The 16,002-nt window shown below is 68.7% G+C and carries 13 protein-coding genes and 3 tRNA genes; 3 read left to right on the top strand and 13 right to left on the bottom strand.

Annotated features, from left to right (window positions below; genetic code table 11):
• Positions 1-7 precede the first annotated feature (7 nt).
• The 10 genes from GZ998_RS07325 to GZ998_RS07280 form a co-directional block, all read right to left on the bottom strand.
• Positions 8-244 carry a DUF3046 domain-containing protein gene (locus GZ998_RS07325; protein WP_162678659.1) on the bottom strand — a complete coding sequence of 79 codons (237 nt, stop codon included), beginning with the start codon at positions 242-244 and terminating at the stop codon, positions 8-10.
• 304 nt (positions 245-548) lie between these two features.
• The gene (locus tag GZ998_RS07320) at positions 549-971 is read right to left on the bottom strand and encodes a helix-turn-helix domain-containing protein (protein WP_202616177.1); all 423 of its coding nucleotides are present in this window, start codon (positions 969-971) and stop codon (positions 549-551) included.
• Positions 972-1,151: 180 nt separating this feature from the next.
• Positions 1,152-1,700: a CinA family protein gene (locus GZ998_RS07315; protein ID WP_161925391.1), complete on the bottom strand. Its 549-nt coding sequence runs from the start codon at positions 1,698-1,700 to the stop codon at positions 1,152-1,154.
• An 8-nt stretch (positions 1,701-1,708) separates the two neighbouring features.
• Positions 1,709-2,326: a CDP-diacylglycerol--glycerol-3-phosphate 3-phosphatidyltransferase gene (gene pgsA / locus GZ998_RS07310; RefSeq protein WP_161924475.1), complete on the bottom strand. Its 618-nt coding sequence runs from the start codon at positions 2,324-2,326 to the stop codon at positions 1,709-1,711.
• A 105-nt stretch (positions 2,327-2,431) separates the two neighbouring features.
• Positions 2,432-5,143, bottom strand: coding sequence for a DNA translocase FtsK (locus GZ998_RS07305; protein WP_219109466.1), 2,712 nt, complete (start codon positions 5,141-5,143; stop codon positions 2,432-2,434).
• Between the two features lie 54 nt (positions 5,144-5,197).
• The gene (locus GZ998_RS07300; protein ID WP_162678696.1) at positions 5,198-6,112 is read right to left on the bottom strand and encodes a PfkB family carbohydrate kinase; all 915 of its coding nucleotides are present in this window, start codon (positions 6,110-6,112) and stop codon (positions 5,198-5,200) included.
• Between the two features lie 47 nt (positions 6,113-6,159).
• Positions 6,160-7,794, bottom strand: coding sequence for a ribonuclease J (locus GZ998_RS07295; protein WP_162678695.1), 1,635 nt, complete (start codon positions 7,792-7,794; stop codon positions 6,160-6,162).
• A 242-nt stretch (positions 7,795-8,036) separates the two neighbouring features.
• Positions 8,037-8,109 (bottom strand) — tRNA-Glu (locus GZ998_RS07290).
• 34 nt (positions 8,110-8,143) lie between these two features.
• Positions 8,144-8,216: transfer RNA gene (locus GZ998_RS07285), tRNA-Glu, on the bottom strand.
• An 82-nt stretch (positions 8,217-8,298) separates the two neighbouring features.
• Positions 8,299-8,370 (bottom strand) — tRNA-Gln (locus GZ998_RS07280).
• A 269-nt stretch (positions 8,371-8,639) separates the two neighbouring features.
• On the opposite strand from GZ998_RS07280, the gene GZ998_RS07275 reads away from it, so the two are divergent.
• Positions 8,640-9,455 carry a hypothetical protein gene (locus tag GZ998_RS07275; protein WP_161924477.1) on the top strand — a complete coding sequence of 272 codons (816 nt, stop codon included), beginning with the start codon at positions 8,640-8,642 and terminating at the stop codon, positions 9,453-9,455.
• 41 nt (positions 9,456-9,496) lie between these two features.
• On the opposite strand, the gene gltX is transcribed toward GZ998_RS07275, so the two are convergent.
• Positions 9,497-11,068 (bottom strand): glutamate--tRNA ligase, encoded by a 1,572-nt coding sequence (gene gltX, locus GZ998_RS07270; RefSeq protein ID WP_219109465.1) that lies wholly within the window; start codon positions 11,066-11,068, stop codon positions 9,497-9,499.
• Positions 11,069-11,247: 179 nt separating this feature from the next.
• On the opposite strand from gltX, the gene GZ998_RS07265 reads away from it, so the two are divergent.
• Together GZ998_RS07265 and GZ998_RS07260 are read left to right on the top strand one after the other, a co-directional pair.
• Positions 11,248-12,045: a hypothetical protein gene (locus GZ998_RS07265; protein ID WP_161924478.1), complete on the top strand. Its 798-nt coding sequence runs from the start codon at positions 11,248-11,250 to the stop codon at positions 12,043-12,045.
• 117 nt (positions 12,046-12,162) lie between these two features.
• Positions 12,163-13,440 (top strand): MalY/PatB family protein, encoded by a 1,278-nt coding sequence (locus tag GZ998_RS07260; RefSeq protein WP_219109464.1) that lies wholly within the window; start codon positions 12,163-12,165, stop codon positions 13,438-13,440.
• Between the two features lie 51 nt (positions 13,441-13,491).
• Here GZ998_RS07260 and GZ998_RS07255 read toward each other — a convergent pair whose 3' ends face one another.
• Together GZ998_RS07255 and GZ998_RS07250 are read right to left on the bottom strand one after the other, a co-directional pair.
• Positions 13,492-14,313: a fumarylacetoacetate hydrolase family protein gene (locus GZ998_RS07255; RefSeq protein ID WP_161924480.1), complete on the bottom strand. Its 822-nt coding sequence runs from the start codon at positions 14,311-14,313 to the stop codon at positions 13,492-13,494.
• 79 nt (positions 14,314-14,392) lie between these two features.
• The gene (locus tag GZ998_RS07250; protein WP_219109463.1) at positions 14,393-15,934 is read right to left on the bottom strand and encodes a sodium:alanine symporter family protein; all 1,542 of its coding nucleotides are present in this window, start codon (positions 15,932-15,934) and stop codon (positions 14,393-14,395) included.
• Positions 15,935-16,002 lie beyond the last annotated feature (68 nt).

Raw genomic sequence — 16,002 nt, 5'->3', positions numbered from 1 at the left:
GCTGTATTCACCGCGTGTCGCGGCGGCGAGCGCGCGGGTCATCGCGGAACACCCAGCGTTCCGCCTCATTGCGATCAGTGTCATCGCACAGGGCGTGCCAGACATCACGCGGCGGCACTCCCGCGTTCAGAGCTTCCACGCTGGTGCGCCCGATGCCGGTCAGGACCAGGTCCTGGGCCAGCGAGCGCCCGTAAACCGAGCCGAACACAGCGTCAACCGCGCGCCAGAACTCCGAGTGCTTCATCTTGCCTCACATCGTGCTTCATGCGTTTCTTCACCGGGGCCGACCGGACCTGGAGCGGTATCGCGGACCGCCCCTTGCCGAGCCGCAGCCCATTTTCCGGTGCCGGTGCCGGGATCCCGCCGCAGGCCACTGCGAGCTCGCCCACACGGACCGCCGTCGGCGGCGTGCCTGCCGGGAAGCCACAACGGTTCACCGGTCCGACGCAGCTGTGCCCGGGCGCTCACCGCCGCAGCGGCAGCACCCGGGCACAGTTCTGCTCAGCCTCCGAATGTCTCTGGCCGAGTCAATACAGCCGAGTCGGCGGTCAGCGCAGGGGCATGCCCTGCTGCCGAACAAGCTCATCCGGAATCGTGTCCGGCACGGCCACGCCCTCGGCCACGGCGATGCGGTCGGAAACCTCACGCAGTACCGCGGACAGGGGGGCGTCCAGTGCCTGGCAGATCGCGGCCAGCAGCTCCGAGGAGGCCTCCTTCTGCCCACGCTCCACCTCGGAGAGGTAGCCGAGGGACACGCGGGCCTGCCCGGAGACCTCACGCAGGGTGCGTCCCTGGTGCTGGCGAACCGAGCGGAGTACCTCGCCGATCTCCCGACGCAGGAGGATACTGTCATGCTTACTCGCCGTGTTCTCTACGACGGCGCCGCGCCCCGCCACGGGGGCCTGCCGCATCGGCGCGCGGCCGACCGGGCGCGCGGAGCGGTTGGTGCGGGTGTGAGTCACGTTGTTCATCGTGTGGCACAACCATTCATCTGCCGGTTTCATTCCCGCCTCCGGCGGATCATTCCCCGGCGGCGCTGCCCAGATCCTCGCCGAGAAATCTGGGAGGAACCTGGAGGTCGCGTAAGTGTCCTCGAGGTCCGCCAGGCAAAGCCGTCCCTGCCAGTCCACTCGCCTCCACCAGCGACCGGGTCACGCCGGCGGAGCGGCCTCCAGCAGTGCCCCGGCCAGGGCCAGCACCGCAGTAGTGGTGTTGTCGCGCACGGCGATCCGGTCCCCGGACAGATGAAGCTCGCGCGCAAGCACGCCCCAGGGGGAGGCCACGGCCACATGCACGGTTCCCGCCGGATGCCCATCGGCGTCCCCGGGACCGGCCACACCCGTTGTGGCCAGGCCGAGGTCCGTACCCATGAGCCGTGCCACGCCCACCGCCATCTGCTTGGCGACCTCACCATCCACCGGTCCAGTGGCGGCCAGGCGCTCGGGGTCAACTCCTAAGACCTGCTCCTTGATCCGGGTGGCGTAGGCGACTACGGCGCCGACGACGACGGCGGAGGCCCCGGGAACACTCACCAGTGTTGAGGTCACCTCGCCGCCGGTCAACGACTCGGCCACGGCCAGCGTGAGGTTCTTCGCCTCCGCCTTGGCCAGCAGGAAGCGTGCAGCCTCCACGAGTGTGCCGCGGCTACCGTCCGCCACCGGCTCCCCGGCCGCGCTCCCACCGGCGGGGGCCTGCTCCATCGGCGTCGTCACGCGGATGCCTCCCCTCGAGCGATGCGACTGGCCTGGAGCACGTAATCCACCCCGGTAACCACCGTGACCACCACAGCGGCTCCGATCGCTACGTATGCGAGCGCCGTCAGCGCGTTGGCCGGCGCCTCCGGCAAGAACAGTGCCCAGGGCGTCAGCAGCCCGATAATGCCGGTCATCTGCAGCGTGGTCTTGAGCTTGCCCCCGCGGGAGGCGGCCATGACGGCGCGGCGCAGCATGACGAACCGCAGCAGCGTAATACCTAGCTCGCGCACGATGACGACTACCGTCACCCACCACCACAGGCGCCCGTCCGCGGACAGCAAGACGAAGGCGGACAGGGTCAGTGCCTTGTCGGCGATGGGATCGGCGATCTTCCCGAAGCTGGTGATCAGATTCCGGGAGCGGGCCAGCTGCCCGTCCAGCTTGTCCGTAAGCGCGGCGACTACGAACACCGCCGTCGCGGCCAGCCGAATCGGCTCACCGGGCTGGAGCATGAGCCAGATGAAGACAGGGACCAGTACCAGCCGCAGCACCGTCAGGGCGTTGGCAACATTGAGCAGCGGAGGCGCATCAGCGCCCCGGGCGGCGCCCGCCTCGGTGGGTGTGGTGTTCATCGCCACCAGCCTAGATGATTGGGGCCGGTACAGCCCCTACGACCGACCTCGGCACGTAACGTCTACCGACCTCGGCGAGGGGGCGGTGGGTATCCGCCGACTGAGTCACCAGGAGGCGCCGCGGCCGGTCAGGCTCCAGGCGTCCTCGGACTCCTCCTCAGCACCCAGGTCCTCCCATGACTCCGACTCGGGGACTCCCCGGTCCGCCTCCAGGGGATCCTCCCCGTAGCGGTCGGACGGCGGCGCAGCAGTGGCGCCGGTATCGGCCTGGCCGACCGCCTCCAGGTCCTCCCCGGTGCCCCCGGCCTCGTCCTGCTCGCTGCCGGGAGCGGCGCCCTCCCCCTTGATCCAGGCGAGCGTCTCCTCCAGCTGCTCGGGCTGCACCAGGACATCGCGGGCCTTGGAGCCCTCGGAGGGGCCTACGACCTCTCGCGTCTCAAGCAGGTCCATGAGCCGGCCGGCCTTGGCGAAGCCGACCCGCAGCTTTCGCTGCAGCATGGAGGTGGAGCCGAACTGGCTGGTGATGATCAGCTCTGCGGCCTGCAGCAGCAGGTCCATGTCATCGCCGATCTCCTCGTCGATCTGCTTCTTGACCTCCGGAACGATCACGTCCTCCCGGTAGTCGGGCTGCAGCTGGCCCTTGACGTGCTCCACTACCGCGCGGATCTCCGACTCGGTGACCCAGGAGCCCTGCACGCGCACGGGGGCGGAGGCGCCGGGACCCAGGTAGAGCGCATCGCCCTGGCCGGTAAGTGTCTCGGCGCCGTTCTGGTCCAGGATGACGCGCGAGTCCAGCTGGGAGGCGGTGGCGAAGGCCAGGCGCGAGGGCACGTTGGACTTGATCAGTCCGGTGACCACCTGGGCGACCGGGCGCTGGGTGGCCAGCACCAGGTGAATGCCGGCGGCGCGGGCCAACTGGGTGATGCGCTGGATGGAGGCCTCGACGTCCTTGGGGGCGGTCATCATCAGGTCCGCCAGCTCGTCGACCACCACCAGCAGGTAGGGGTAGGGGGCGATCACGCGCTGGGAGCCGGGCAGGGGCTGTACCTCGCCGGCGCGCACCGCCTTGTTGAAGTCGTCGATGTGCTTGAAGCCGAAGGAGGCCAGGTCGTCGTAGCGGGCGTCCATCTCCCGCACCACCCACTCCAGGGCCTCGGCGGCCTTCTTCGGGGAGGTGATGATGGGGGTGATCAGGTGCGGGATGCCCTCGTAGATGGTCAGCTCCACGCGCTTGGGGTCCACCAGCACCATGCGCACCTCCTCGGGGGTGGCCCGCATCATGATGGAGGTGATCATGGAGTTGACGAAGGAGGACTTTCCCGAGCCGGTCTGGCCGGCCACCAGCAGGTGCGGGGTCTTGGCCAGGTTGGTGACCACGTAGTCGCCCTCGACGTCCTTGCCCAGTCCCACCACCAGCGGGTGCGCCTGCTTCTTGGCGGCCTGGGAGCGCAGCACGTCTCCGAGCTTGACCATCTCCCGGTCGGAGTTGGGGATCTCCACCCCGATGGCGCTCTTGCCCGGGATCGGGGTGAGCAGGCGGATCTCGTCGGAGCCGACCGCGTAGGCAATGTTCTTGGCCTGGCTGGTGACGCGCGAGACGTTCACGCCGCGACCCAGGTGCACCTCGTAACGGGTGACCTGCGGGCCGCGCGTATAGCCGGTGACGGTGGCGTCCACGCCGAACTCCGTGAACACGTCCTGCAGCTTGTTGACGATGGCGTCATTGGCGTCGGTACGGGTGGCATGGCCGTGGCCGGGCTCGAGCAGGGAGTCCTCGGGCAGGCTGTAAGTGGAGCCGTCGGGCAGCTCCATCTGCCCCAGCGCGATCGCATCGGCAAAGTCCGGCTCATCGGCGACGGCGGGAGTCTCCTGCGTGACGGCGTCGGGCTCGGCGGGCGCAGCGGCCGCGCTGGGCGCAGCCGCTTCCGACCTGGCCTTGCCACCACCCTTGGCCCCCCTGCGCGCGCGGCGTGCGGGCGCGGGTGCGGCGGCCTCGGAGTCGAGCGGAACATCTACCGGGGGGTCCGGCAGGACGCTGGTCTCGGCATCGCTGGGAACGACGGCGGGGGCCGCATCGCTGCGATCGCTGCGCACCTTGGACCGCTTGCGGCGGCCACTGCCGCGGGGCCGCTCATCGGTCGCGATGGCGCTGCGGAAGGGCTCGTCGCCGTCATATGCGTCCAGCCGCGCCGTGGGGGCGGCATCGGCTGCGTCCGGGCCGGACACGGCCGAGCGCACCCGGCTCAGCGTCCGGGTGGCCAGACTGGGGGCCTCGACCGCGGAACCGCGCCGTTCAGCCAGCCACTCCCGGATCTCGGCAACCGTCTTGCCGGATATCACCAGGGCGGAGAAGGCGATCAGCAAGATGAACAGGATCACCGCGCCGATGGCGCTGAACAGGGTGGCCAGGGGGTAGCCGACCACCCAGCCGAGCAGCCCTCCCGCATTCTCCAGCGATCCGATGCCGAAATCGAGCGACGGGTTGCCGGAGCACACGTGGATGATGCCCGCCACCCCGGTGAGCACGCCCAGACTGCCGACTCCCACACGCACGTGTGTGGCATTCATGGCGCGGGCGCGCAGCATGGCCACGCCCAGTCCGGCGAGCAGCACCGGCACGATGATCCCGAGCACTCCCAGGGGCCCCGCGGCGATGTGGTGCAGCACGCCGCCTGCGGCACCGGAGATGCCGAACCACTCGCGCAATCCGACAACGACGGCTAGCGCCAGTACGACGAACGCCCAGCCTGTGCGGCGATAGCGCCCGCCGGAGGGCTGGGAGGGGGGCGGCAAGGTCTTCGTGCGAGTTTTGGCCATGGTGGTCACCACGCTACCTGCGTGCTCGCGGAGCCATGCGCCTGCCACGCCGGACTAGGCGCGCAGGAACGCGTCGATCTCGTCTCGTCGCGGGGCGCGGGCCGGACCGATCCGGCTGACTGCCTCCGCGGCCGCGGCGTTCGCGCGCCTGGCGGCGGAGACCACATCGAGGCCGTCCATGAGTCCCACCACGAGCACACCCGTGTGCGTGTCGCCGGCGCCGGTCGTGTCCACCACGTCACGGGCGAATCCCGGAACCTCGATGCGATCGCCGTCGACGGGCCACATCACGCAGCCGTGCACGCCGGTGCGGCGCACGAGCAACCCGTTGGGGCAGGCTCGCCGCAGCGCCTCGGGACTGCCCAGGCGAGCAGTCAGCTGAGTGGTCTCGAAGTGGTTGCCGGTCAGCAGCGTGGTGCGGCGCAGAATCGGCATCAGCACGTGGTCGGGAATCTCCGGCTGCACGGGTCCCAGGTCAATGACCAGGCCGACGCCGTCGGGCAGGGTCAGCAGCCACGAGGTGAGCACATCGCGGCTGGACCGGTGCACCAAGTCGTAGCCGGTGGCGTAGACCCAGTCACCCGCCTGCAGCTCCAGGCGCTGTAGGTCCTCCAGCTGCGGCTCGGCCTCCACGCCCTCGGTGGTGATGAAGGTGCGCCTGCCGCTGGGCTCGATCAAGGTGGTGCAGGTGCCGATGTCACCCACCAGCTCCTCCACGAGCAGCTCCACGCCGTCGCGCATCATGGTTTCACGCACCTGAGCCGAGTTGGGCCCGGTCCCCAGGGTCGCAGCCAGGGCGGCGGGCAGTCCCTGGCGGGCGACGGCGGACACGACCGTGTAGCCGCCGCCGACCGTCGGCCCGGCGGAAGTGGCGGTCACGGCGCCGCCGGGAGCGGGAATGCGCGCAACGTGCAGGGGCAGGTCGATCAGGACTGATCCGGTGGAGATGAAGCAGGCCGGGCGGCGCATGGCCTTGTGCCCATTGCCCTTGCTGATCAGTCCGCTACGTATCCAGCTCATGCTTCGATTACCACGGGAACGATCATGGGCCGCCGCCGCAGGCGCCGACCGATCCACCGGCCCAGCGTGCGGCGCATGGCCTGCTGGAGGGAGTGGGCATCGGCATTGCCCTTGTCCAGCGCATCGGCCAAGGCGTTGGTGACGTCCGGCAGGACCTCGTCGAATACAGCCGGGTCCTCGGCGACGCCGCGGGCCTGAATGTCCGGCCCGGCCAAGATGGTGCCGGTCGAGGTCTCTACCACGGCGTACACGGACACGAAGCCCTCCTCGGCAAGGATGCGCCGGTCCTTCAGCTCTGACTCGTCGATCTCGCCGATTGAGGAGCCATCCACGTAAACGTAGCCGCAGGGCACGGAGCCGGCGATGCGGGCCTTGCCGTCGGCCAGGTCAACCACCACCCCGTCCTCGCACAGCATCACCCGCTTGGGGTCGACGCCGGTCTTGACCGCCAGGGCGCCATTGGCCACCAGGTGGCGGATCTCGCCGTGGATCGGCATGACGTTGCGGGGGCCGACGATGTTGTACACGTGCAGCAGCTCCTCGGAGGAGGCGTGGCCGGAAACGTGCACCTTGGCATTGCCCTGGTGGACCACCCGGGCCCCCAGGCGCATGAGCCGGTTGATAACCCGGTTGACGGAGTTCTCATTGCCGGGAATCAGGGAGGAGGCGAAGATGACCGTGTCTCCGGGCTCCACCGTCACCGAGCGGTGCTCGCCGTGCGCCATGCGGGACAGGGCCGCCATGGGCTCGCCCTGGGAACCGGTGACCATCAGCACCCGCTCGTCCGGGGGCAGCGACGCCAGGTCGCGGGCGTTGATGAGCACCCCCTCTGGAACGTTCAGGTAGCCACGTTCGGCAGCGATCCCCATATTGCGCACCATGGAGCGGCCGATCAGGGCCACGCGGCGACCGTGCAGGGCAGCCGCGTCCAGCACCTGCTGCACCCGGTGGACGTGGCTGGCGAAGGAAGCCACGATGATCTGCTGGTCGGACTCGGCGAAGACACCGTCCAGGACCGGGCCGATCTGATTCTCATGCCCGATCATGCCGGGGACCTCGGCGTTGGTGGAGTCCACGCAGAACAGGTCCACGCCCTCATCGCCGAAACGGGCGAAGGAGCGCAGATCCGTGATGCGCCCGTCGATGGGCAGGGAGTCGATCTTGAAGTCCCCGGTGATCAGCACCGAGCCCGCATCCGTGCGGATCATGGCGGCCATGGCGTCGGGGATGGAGTGGTTCACCGCGACGAATTCAAGGTCGAACGGGCCGTAGCTGACCCGCTCGTGCTCCTCCACTACGCGCAGCACCGGGTGCAGGCGGTGCTCGGAGAGCTTGGCGGAGACGAAGGCCAGGGTCAGGTCCGAGCCGACCAGGGGGATGTCCTCCCTTAGCCGCAGCAGGTAGGGCACACCGCCGATGTGGTCCTCATGCCCGTGGGTCAGCACCATCGCGACGACGTCGTCGAGGCGGTCCTCAATGTAGGTGAAGTCCGGCAGGATGAGGTCGACACCGGGCTGGTCCTCCTCGGGGAACAGCACGCCGCAGTCGACGATGAGCAGCTTGCCGCCGACCTCGAAAACCGTCATGTTGCGCCCGACCTCGCCGAGTCCGCCCAGTGGGACGATGCGCATCGCACCGTCGGAGAGCGGGCCGGGGGCGCTGAGCTTGGGGAAGTTGGTCACGGCGGCGAGTTTAGCCACTCATGCGGTGGGAGCGCGCCGCGCCCAAGCCCACCGTTCCGCCACGCCGCCGGAGATCCCCGGCGACCGACTGCCCGAGACAGCCCTGGGCGCCCCCGCACGCCCAGGGCAAAAACGGAAAAGCCCGGCCGCCAGGGCCGGGCTGGAGACGCGGGCTCACTTGCCGCGGTGAGTACCCCGTACCGGATTTGAACCGGTGCTGCCGCCGTGAGAGGGCGGTGTCCTGGGCCGCTAGACGAACGGGGCCTGCCAACGAGCTCCACGCGGGAGCCGTGGCTCGTACCCCGTACCGGATTTGAACCGGTGCTGCCGCCGTGAGAGGGCGGTGTCCTGGGCCGCTAGACGAACGGGGCTCGGATATTGATTTGTATGAGCCGCCGAGGCCGCACTCATCCGTCAATCGCGACGGCAGTAATACGGCTTATCAGCACTCGGCTGGGGTACCAGGACTCGAACCTAGAATGGATGAACCAGAATCACCTGTGTTGCCAATTACACCATACCCCAAGAGATTGGTGCGCCCGAGCGGCTAGCGCCCCGGCAGCGATCGGTAATTTACACGGCCTCCCCGCGAACGCCAAGTCAGATCATCGTGAGTGCAGCCACACCCGCTCCGACCCGACTCCTGCAGGCCGCCGGCAGCGCCCACGTGCATGGGGACCACTCCCCCACCCCGGCGGCTGCGCCTGGAGACGGACCGCTTTAAACTGCCGTCACTCACCGTTACTGTATTTCAAGGTCACAAAGCCGTACACGACTCCCCTCCCGGAGGAAAGATGACTTCTCCCCGTACCCCGCGCCGCCCGTCCGCGCGCCGGGCCACGCGCGCCCTGGCCCTGGCCCTGTGCCTGACCTCCGGCCTCGCCCTGGCCGCCTGTGGCTCAGGCTCCGGCAAAGCCAGCGAGTCGACCGCCGCCTCCGGCGGATCCGGCCTGTCCCTGCGCGCGTCCACTCAAGAGCCCATCCCGACGCTGACGCCCACCCCGACCCCGAGCCCGTCCTCGGGCGTCGGCCTGAGCGCCCGCAGCTCCGAGGCACCGCCCTCCGCCACTCCCCAGCAGACCGAGGAGCCGTGGAGCCCGCCGACGCTGAAGTTCTACAACGAGGACACCTCCGTCTGGTACCAGGACGACTCGGTAGTGAACACCGATGCCGTCTCCAGCAACGGCAACATTGAGGGCTACCGAACCTGGGACAACGCCTGCATCGGCTATGAGACCCGGGACATCTCTGAGCGTATCCACGACCTCGGCCTGGATGACGACACCATGAGCTCCCTGCTGGTTCCGGTGAACGACTCCGTCATCACCGATTACAACGAGACCGGTCGGGAGACCCTGGACCTGGTGCGCGACGACGGCGGCACCATGGAGGGGTACTCGGTGACCTGGACCGGTACCTTCAACTACGACGACGGCACCACCGAGTCCGTCGAGGGCTACAAGTTCGCTCGCGCCGTGGGCAACGCCGGGCTTGACTTCAGCGTGGAGATCATCTGCTCCAGTGGCAGGAACGTCTCCGCGGCCCAGTGGCACACGATCCTGTCGGGTATTCGCATCGAGGGACTCAAGGCAGGCAAGATGAGCAGCTGACGCCGCCGGGCGGGCCGCGCGACGGCGTCAGCCGTCGCGGGTCAGCCCAAGCGGGCCCGCAGAGCGCGCAGGCGCGTAAGGCAGGAGTCGGCCCCCAGAATCTCCATCGACTCAAACAGCGGCGGAGAGACCTGCCGCCCGGTCACGGCCACGCGCAGGGGCCCGAACGCCAGGCGCGGCTTGATCCCCAGCCCATCGACGATGGCCGCCCGCAGAGCCTCCTCCAGCACCTCGGTGCGCCACGGTCCCGGCAGCGTCTCAAGGGCTGCGATCGCGGCGTCCAGCACCTGCGGGGCGGAGTCCTTCAGCTTTGCCACGGCGCGCTCATCGAGCTCGAGCGCCGCGTCATCCACCAGCAGGAAGCCGAGCATCTCACGGGACTCGCGCAGCAGCTGGATGCGCGTCTGGATCAGCGGCGCGGCCGCAGCGAGGATCCTCTGCTCACGCTCGGGCAGCTCGGCGAAGGTGGTGGCGCTGACCAGGGGGCGGGCCGTCCACTCGGGATCGGCCGGATCCGGGTAGGTGTCGGCGAGGTAGGGCACCAGCCGGTCGCGGAAGTCGTCACCCTCCAGCCGGCGCAGGTGCTCGGCGTTGATGGCCTCGCACTTCTTGGCGTCGAAGCGGGCCGGGTTGGGGTTGACATCGGCGATGTCGAAGGCGGCCACCAGCTGCTCGGGGGTAAACACGTCCTCGTCCTTGGACAGGGACCAGCCCAGCAGGGCCAGGTAGTTGAGCAGTCCCTCCGGCGCCATGCCGCGGAAGCGGTGGATGAGCAGGTTGGACTCGGGGTCACGCTTGGACAGCTTCTTGTTCCCCTCCCCCATGACGTAGGGCAGGTGGGCGAACTCTGGTACCCGCTGCGCCCGCCCGATGTCCATAAGGGCGCGGTACAGCACCACCTGCCTGGGGGTGGAGGACAACAGGTCCTCCCCGCGCAGCACGTGGGTGATGCCCATGGCGGCGTCGTCGACGGGGTTGACGAGCGTGTACAGCGGGTCTCCGCCTGCGCGCACCACCACATAGTCGGGCACGGAGCCGGCCTTGAAGGTGACCGGACCGCGCACCAGGTCGTGGAAGGTGATGTCCTCGTCCGGCATGCGCATACGCAGCACGGGCAGGCGCCCCTCGGCCCGAAAGGCGGCCTTCTGCTCCTCGGTCAGGTCGCGGTCGTAACCGTCGTAGCCGAGCTTGGGGTCCTCCCCCCTGGCGCGGTGGCGCGCCTCGATCTCCGCGGGCGTGGAGAAGGACTCATACAGGTACCCGGCCTCCAGCAGCTCCTTGGCGACCTGGTGGTACAGCTCGGTGCGCTGAGACTGGCGGTAGGGGGCGTGGGGGCCGCCCTTGGCAACGCCCTCGTCCCAGTCCAGGCCGAGCCAGCGCAGCGAGTCGAGGATCGCCTCGAAGGACTCCTCGGAGTCGCGGGCAGCGTCGGTGTCCTCAATACGCAGCACGAAGGTACCGCCGGTGTGCCGTGCGTAGGCCCAGTTGAACAGGCAGGTGCGCACCATGCCCACATGCGGGGTGCCGGTGGGCGAGGGGCAGAAGCGGACTCGGAGCGGCGTCGAGCCGGGAGCGGGCGGGGTGGGAACCGGTGTGGAGATGTCGTCACTCATGATGGGCCAACCCTAGCCGCCCCCGGCGCTGTTTCCGCATCGGTTCGGCCGTGCCTGCGCGCCACGCTCCGCCTGCCGCGCGCATCAAGGACGACGCCGGGGAACGCTCCCCATGGCGCCACGGGCCGTATGCCGCTAACGTACGTGATGAACCCGTTATTCCACTTCAGGAGCATCCCATGAACACGACGATCCTCCAGACGTCACCCGCCATCCGCCGCGGCGCAGTGACGCTGCTGGCGCTCGGGCTCGCCCTGCCCGGCATTGTCGCCTGCAACGACGAGGCTCCGGTGGCTAGAGCCCCAGAGACCGAGCAGACTCAGGCCGCGCCCGAGCAGTCCTCTACCCCCACCCCCAGTCCGTCGGCAGATGACGCCGAGCCCGGTGTCGGCCTACGCCCGCTGCAGCGGTCCACTGACAGCCCCATCGAGAATGCCGACGACGACTCCACGTACTGGTCATTCCCCCTGCTGTACGACGGCTGGTACCCGGAGACGATCGACGAGGAAGGCCGCAACGAGCTGGACCGGGCGGACGGCAACTGCCTGTACGAGAGTGGCCAGTTCCTCTACGAGGACTCCGAGTACGGCGATACCGCGGAGACCGTGTACCAGGCCGACGCCTGGGTTGAGTACCTTGAGGACGAGTACGGCGACGTCGAGTCCACGCAGACAACCGACACCACCGTCACCGACATGTCGGGCAACCCGGTGGAGATGATCAAGGTTCAGACCAGCTACCAGAACAACGGGCGCGATATCAAGGCGATCACCTGGATGCGCGTCTTCACCACGATCCAGACGCCCACCATGATGTCGCTGCACTACACCTGCATCGCCAACGCCATTGATGAGACCGAGCTTGAGGACATGGTCTCCGACACCCACATCGTCAACCCGGGCCCGGCCAAGATGGAGGACGGCGTGGTTGGGAAGTCCTCCAGCGGCTCCTCAACCGGAAGCGATGACATGGTCTGACCCGCCGGTCCCTGACGCGACCGCGCAGGCACTTGCACGCAACGCCGTCAGCCGCCCCCGTACCCGCCCCGCCGGTACGGGGGCGGCGGCATGGTCAGCGTTTCGTACACTGCCCGCATGGCTACACCCGAACTCAACGCCGCAAACCAAGTATCCGGAACTTCCCTGGACGAGCCGGCGCCCGCCTTCGACGCCACGCGCACTATCGCCGAGTTTGACGCCCTGACCCCCGAAGTCATGCGGAAACGCGGATCGCTGAAGTGGACCATGTATCCCGGGGACGTGATCGGCGCGTGGGTGGCCGAGATGGATCTGGGCACTGCCCCGTCGGTTACTGCGGTTCTTCACCGCGCGGTCATGGACGGCTCCTACGGCTACCTGCCGCCGCGAATCGCTGAGTCCGTAAGCGAGCAGACCGCCCGCTTCCAGGGTGAGGCCTTCGGCTGGCAGGTGGACGCGCAGGACGTGAGCCTGCTGCCGGACGTGCTGTCCGCCCTGGGCGCCGTGATCGCCCACCACACCCGCCCGGGCAGCGCCGTAATCGTGCCGACCCCGGCCTACATGCCGTTCCTGTCCTATCCCGGCCTGTACGGGCGCGAATGCGTGCAGGTACCGTCCCTGCGCACCGGGACCACCGACTCCGGTGCCGCCTGGGCGCTGGACCTGGACCGCATTGAGGCGGCGATGGCCGCCGGCGCCGGCCTGCTGGTGCTGTGCAACCCCTGGAACCCGGTGGGGCGGGTGCTGTCGCCCGCCGAGCTGGACGCCGTCGCCGAGCTGTCCGCCCGCTACCGGGTGCCGGTCTTCGCCGACGAGATCCACAACGCCCTAATCCTGGACCCGCAGGCCGTGCACACCCCCTATGCCTCGCGCCCCGGCACCGACCCCGATCTGACCTTCACCGCCACCGCCGCCTCCAAGGGGTGGAACACTCCCGGCCTGAAGTGCGCGCAGCTGATCGCCTCCGCCGGGGCGCGGCAGGCCTGGGATGACAGCCCCCTGTCCAAGCACCTGGCCAATGAGGCGTCGCTGCTCGGCGCGCAGGCGACCGTGGCCGCGCTTGCGGACGGGCAGGAGTGGATTGACTGCGTGCGCGGATACATACGCGCCAATGCGCAGCTCGCGGAGCAGGCGCTGGCGGACGTGGAGGGCGTGGAGATCACGGTGCCGTCCGGCACATACCTTGCCTGGCTGGACTGCTCCGGGCTGCCCCTGCCCGAGGACGTCACCCCGGCCGAGTTCTTCCGCCGCGAACCCGGGGTCGTCATGAACGACGGCGCCGCATTCGGATCCGGGTACGAGCGTTTCTGCCGACTCAACCTGGCCACGGGCCGGCGGATCGAGGAGCAGACCGTGCAGCGCCTGGCCGACGCCGTCGCCCGGCTCACGGCCTGAGGCAGCAGGGCCCGGCGGCCGTGATACGGGCCACCGGGCCCTGCCCGGGTCTCAGCGGCGCACCACGGGATTGCCGAAGGCGCCGATGCCCTCCACTGCTACCTCGACGCGCTGGCCGGCGCGGATCTCGCCGACGCCGGCCGGCGTGCCCGTTAGCACGACGTCACCAGGCAGCAGCGTGAACACACCTGAGACGTAGGCAATCAATTCAGGAACCGGGCGGATCATGTCCGCGGTGGTCCCCTCCTGCACGATGCTCCCGTCAACGCGCGCACGCACTACGGCGTCGGCGGGGTCGAAGCCGGCGCCCCCAGGCTGCGGGATCTCGATCCAGGGGCCCAACGGGCAGGAGGTGTCAAAGGCCTTGGCACGCGTCCAGGTCTCGTCCGCGCGCTGGCAGTCCCGGGCTGAGACGTCATTGGCAACTGTGTAGCCGAGAATCGCGGCAGCCGCTTCACGCGGCGTGGCGTCCTTGACGATCGACTTGATGACAACGGCAAGTTCCGCCTCGTAGTGGACCTCATTGGACCATGCGGGCAGGACGATTGGGGCATCGGGGCCGATCACCGAGGTGTTCGGCTTGATGAACACAATGGGCTCGGCCGGGGCGGCCCCGCCCATCTCGGCGGCGTGGGCGGCGTAGTTCTTTCCGATCCCCACCACCTTGGAGCGCGGTATGACCGGGGAGACCAGGCGTGCCTCCGAGAGGGGGATGACCTCCCCGGTGGCTTCGGGAGCCGTGTACAGGGGGTCGCCCTTGAGTACGAGGAGGCGGCCGGAGGACTCGCCGGTGGGGGTGGCCTCCCCGGCCGGTAGTCCGTCAACGATGCCGTAGCGGAGTTCGTCTCCCGTGGAGAAGCGCGCGATCTTCATGGGATGACCCTAGAGGATTGACGCGCCCGCGGGGGAGACGACTTCCACGGTCCAGGTCGCGCCGGCGCAGCCGCCGGACTCAGCCAAGCGTGGCGCCCGAGCCGTCGTCGCCCGTGACGGGAACGGGAGCGGCCTCGCGCCGGACGGCGGCAGCCTCGGTCCACACGTCATCGGGCAGCTCGGCAGGCAGGTACGGGTTACCGGTGGACACGAAGTAGATCCTGTCCCGCACGCCCGCGCGGACCTCGCGCTGCTGCTGCTCCCAGTCACGCAGGGCGCCGAAGGCCCATCTACCCAGGAGCACCACCGAGATGATGTTGATGATCGCCATGACACCCATGGCTACGTCGGAGAGGTTCCACACGAAGGACAGGGACGCGACCGAGCCCAGCGCGGCGGCCACCACGATCATGGCCCGCACGCCGTAGTGGCTACGGCCCATGCCGCGCAGGAAGTCCATGTTGACCTCCGCGTAGGCGTAGTTGCCCAGGAGCGAGGAGTAGGCGAATACGAACACTACCGCGGCCATCAGGTACTTGGCCCAGGGGCCGAGCACGGCACTGACGGAGTTGACGGTCAGGGTACCGGCGGCATCCATACTCGCAGTGGCGGGGTCGTATACGCCGGACAGCAGGATGATCAGGGCGGTGGCGGTGCAGACCACGATGGTGTCTACGAACACGCCCATTGACTGGATGAACCCCTGCTGCACGGGGTGGTGCACCGTGGCGGTGGCGGCCGCGTTCGGGACGGACCCCTCGCCGGCCTCGTTGGAGAACAGGCCGCGCTTGATGCCGTTCAGGGTTGCGGCCATGAAGCCGCCGCCGATTCCCCAGAAGGCCTGGTCCAGTCCGAATGCACCCTTGAACACCGAGCCCAGGGCCGCGGGGATGGCGCCAACGTTGAGCACCAGGATGACCACGGCGATAATGACGTAGATCAGCGCCATGAGCGGAGCCAGCCACTCGGTGATGGCGGCCACCCGCTTGATGCCCTTGAACACCACCGGCGTGGTGATCAGCACCAGGACAATGGCCGTCTTCCAGGGCTCGACGTCGAATGTGCCCTTGAGGACATTGGAGATGGCATTGGCCTGGGTGGCCTCATAGGCAAAGCCGAACACGAAGGTGATTACGACGGCGAAGACGCTGGCGACCGTCCTGGATCCCAGGCCCTTGTGGATGTAGTAGGCGGGCCCTCCGCGGAAAGTGCCGTCCGGGTGGGCCACTTTGAACAGCTGGGCGAGCGTGGACTCTACGAAGCCGGTGGCCATGCCAACCAGCGCCACCACCCACATCCAGAACACGGCGCCCGGCCCGCCCATGGTGATGGCAATGGCGACGCCCACGATGTTTCCGGTACCCACGCGGGAGGCCAGTCCCACGGTGAAGGCCTGGAATGAGGACATGCCCTCGCCGACGTCGCCCCGGGAGACGGTAATGGCGCGCAGCATCTGTGGGAACAGCCGCACCTGCAACCCGCGAGTGCGGAGGGTGAACCACAATCCCGCGGCTAGCAGCAGCCATGCGAGCAGTTGCCCGTACAGGTGATCGGAGATGTTCTCGAGTACGGCGGCGGGCTCGTCGAAGAAGCCGGCGGTCGGCAGGAGCATGGGGTTCATAGGTCTCCGGACGTAGTCGGGATGCGCCAGTGGGAGGGCGCGGGCCGGTCCCTTGGGACAGGCACTTG

The sequence above is a fragment of the Actinomyces sp. 594 genome (assembly GCF_019325145.1).
Classification (GTDB): domain Bacteria; phylum Actinomycetota; class Actinomycetes; order Actinomycetales; family Actinomycetaceae; genus Actinomyces.
The sequence above is the reverse complement of the archived record's forward strand: the minus strand, read 5'-3'. Positions and strand labels throughout refer to the sequence as shown.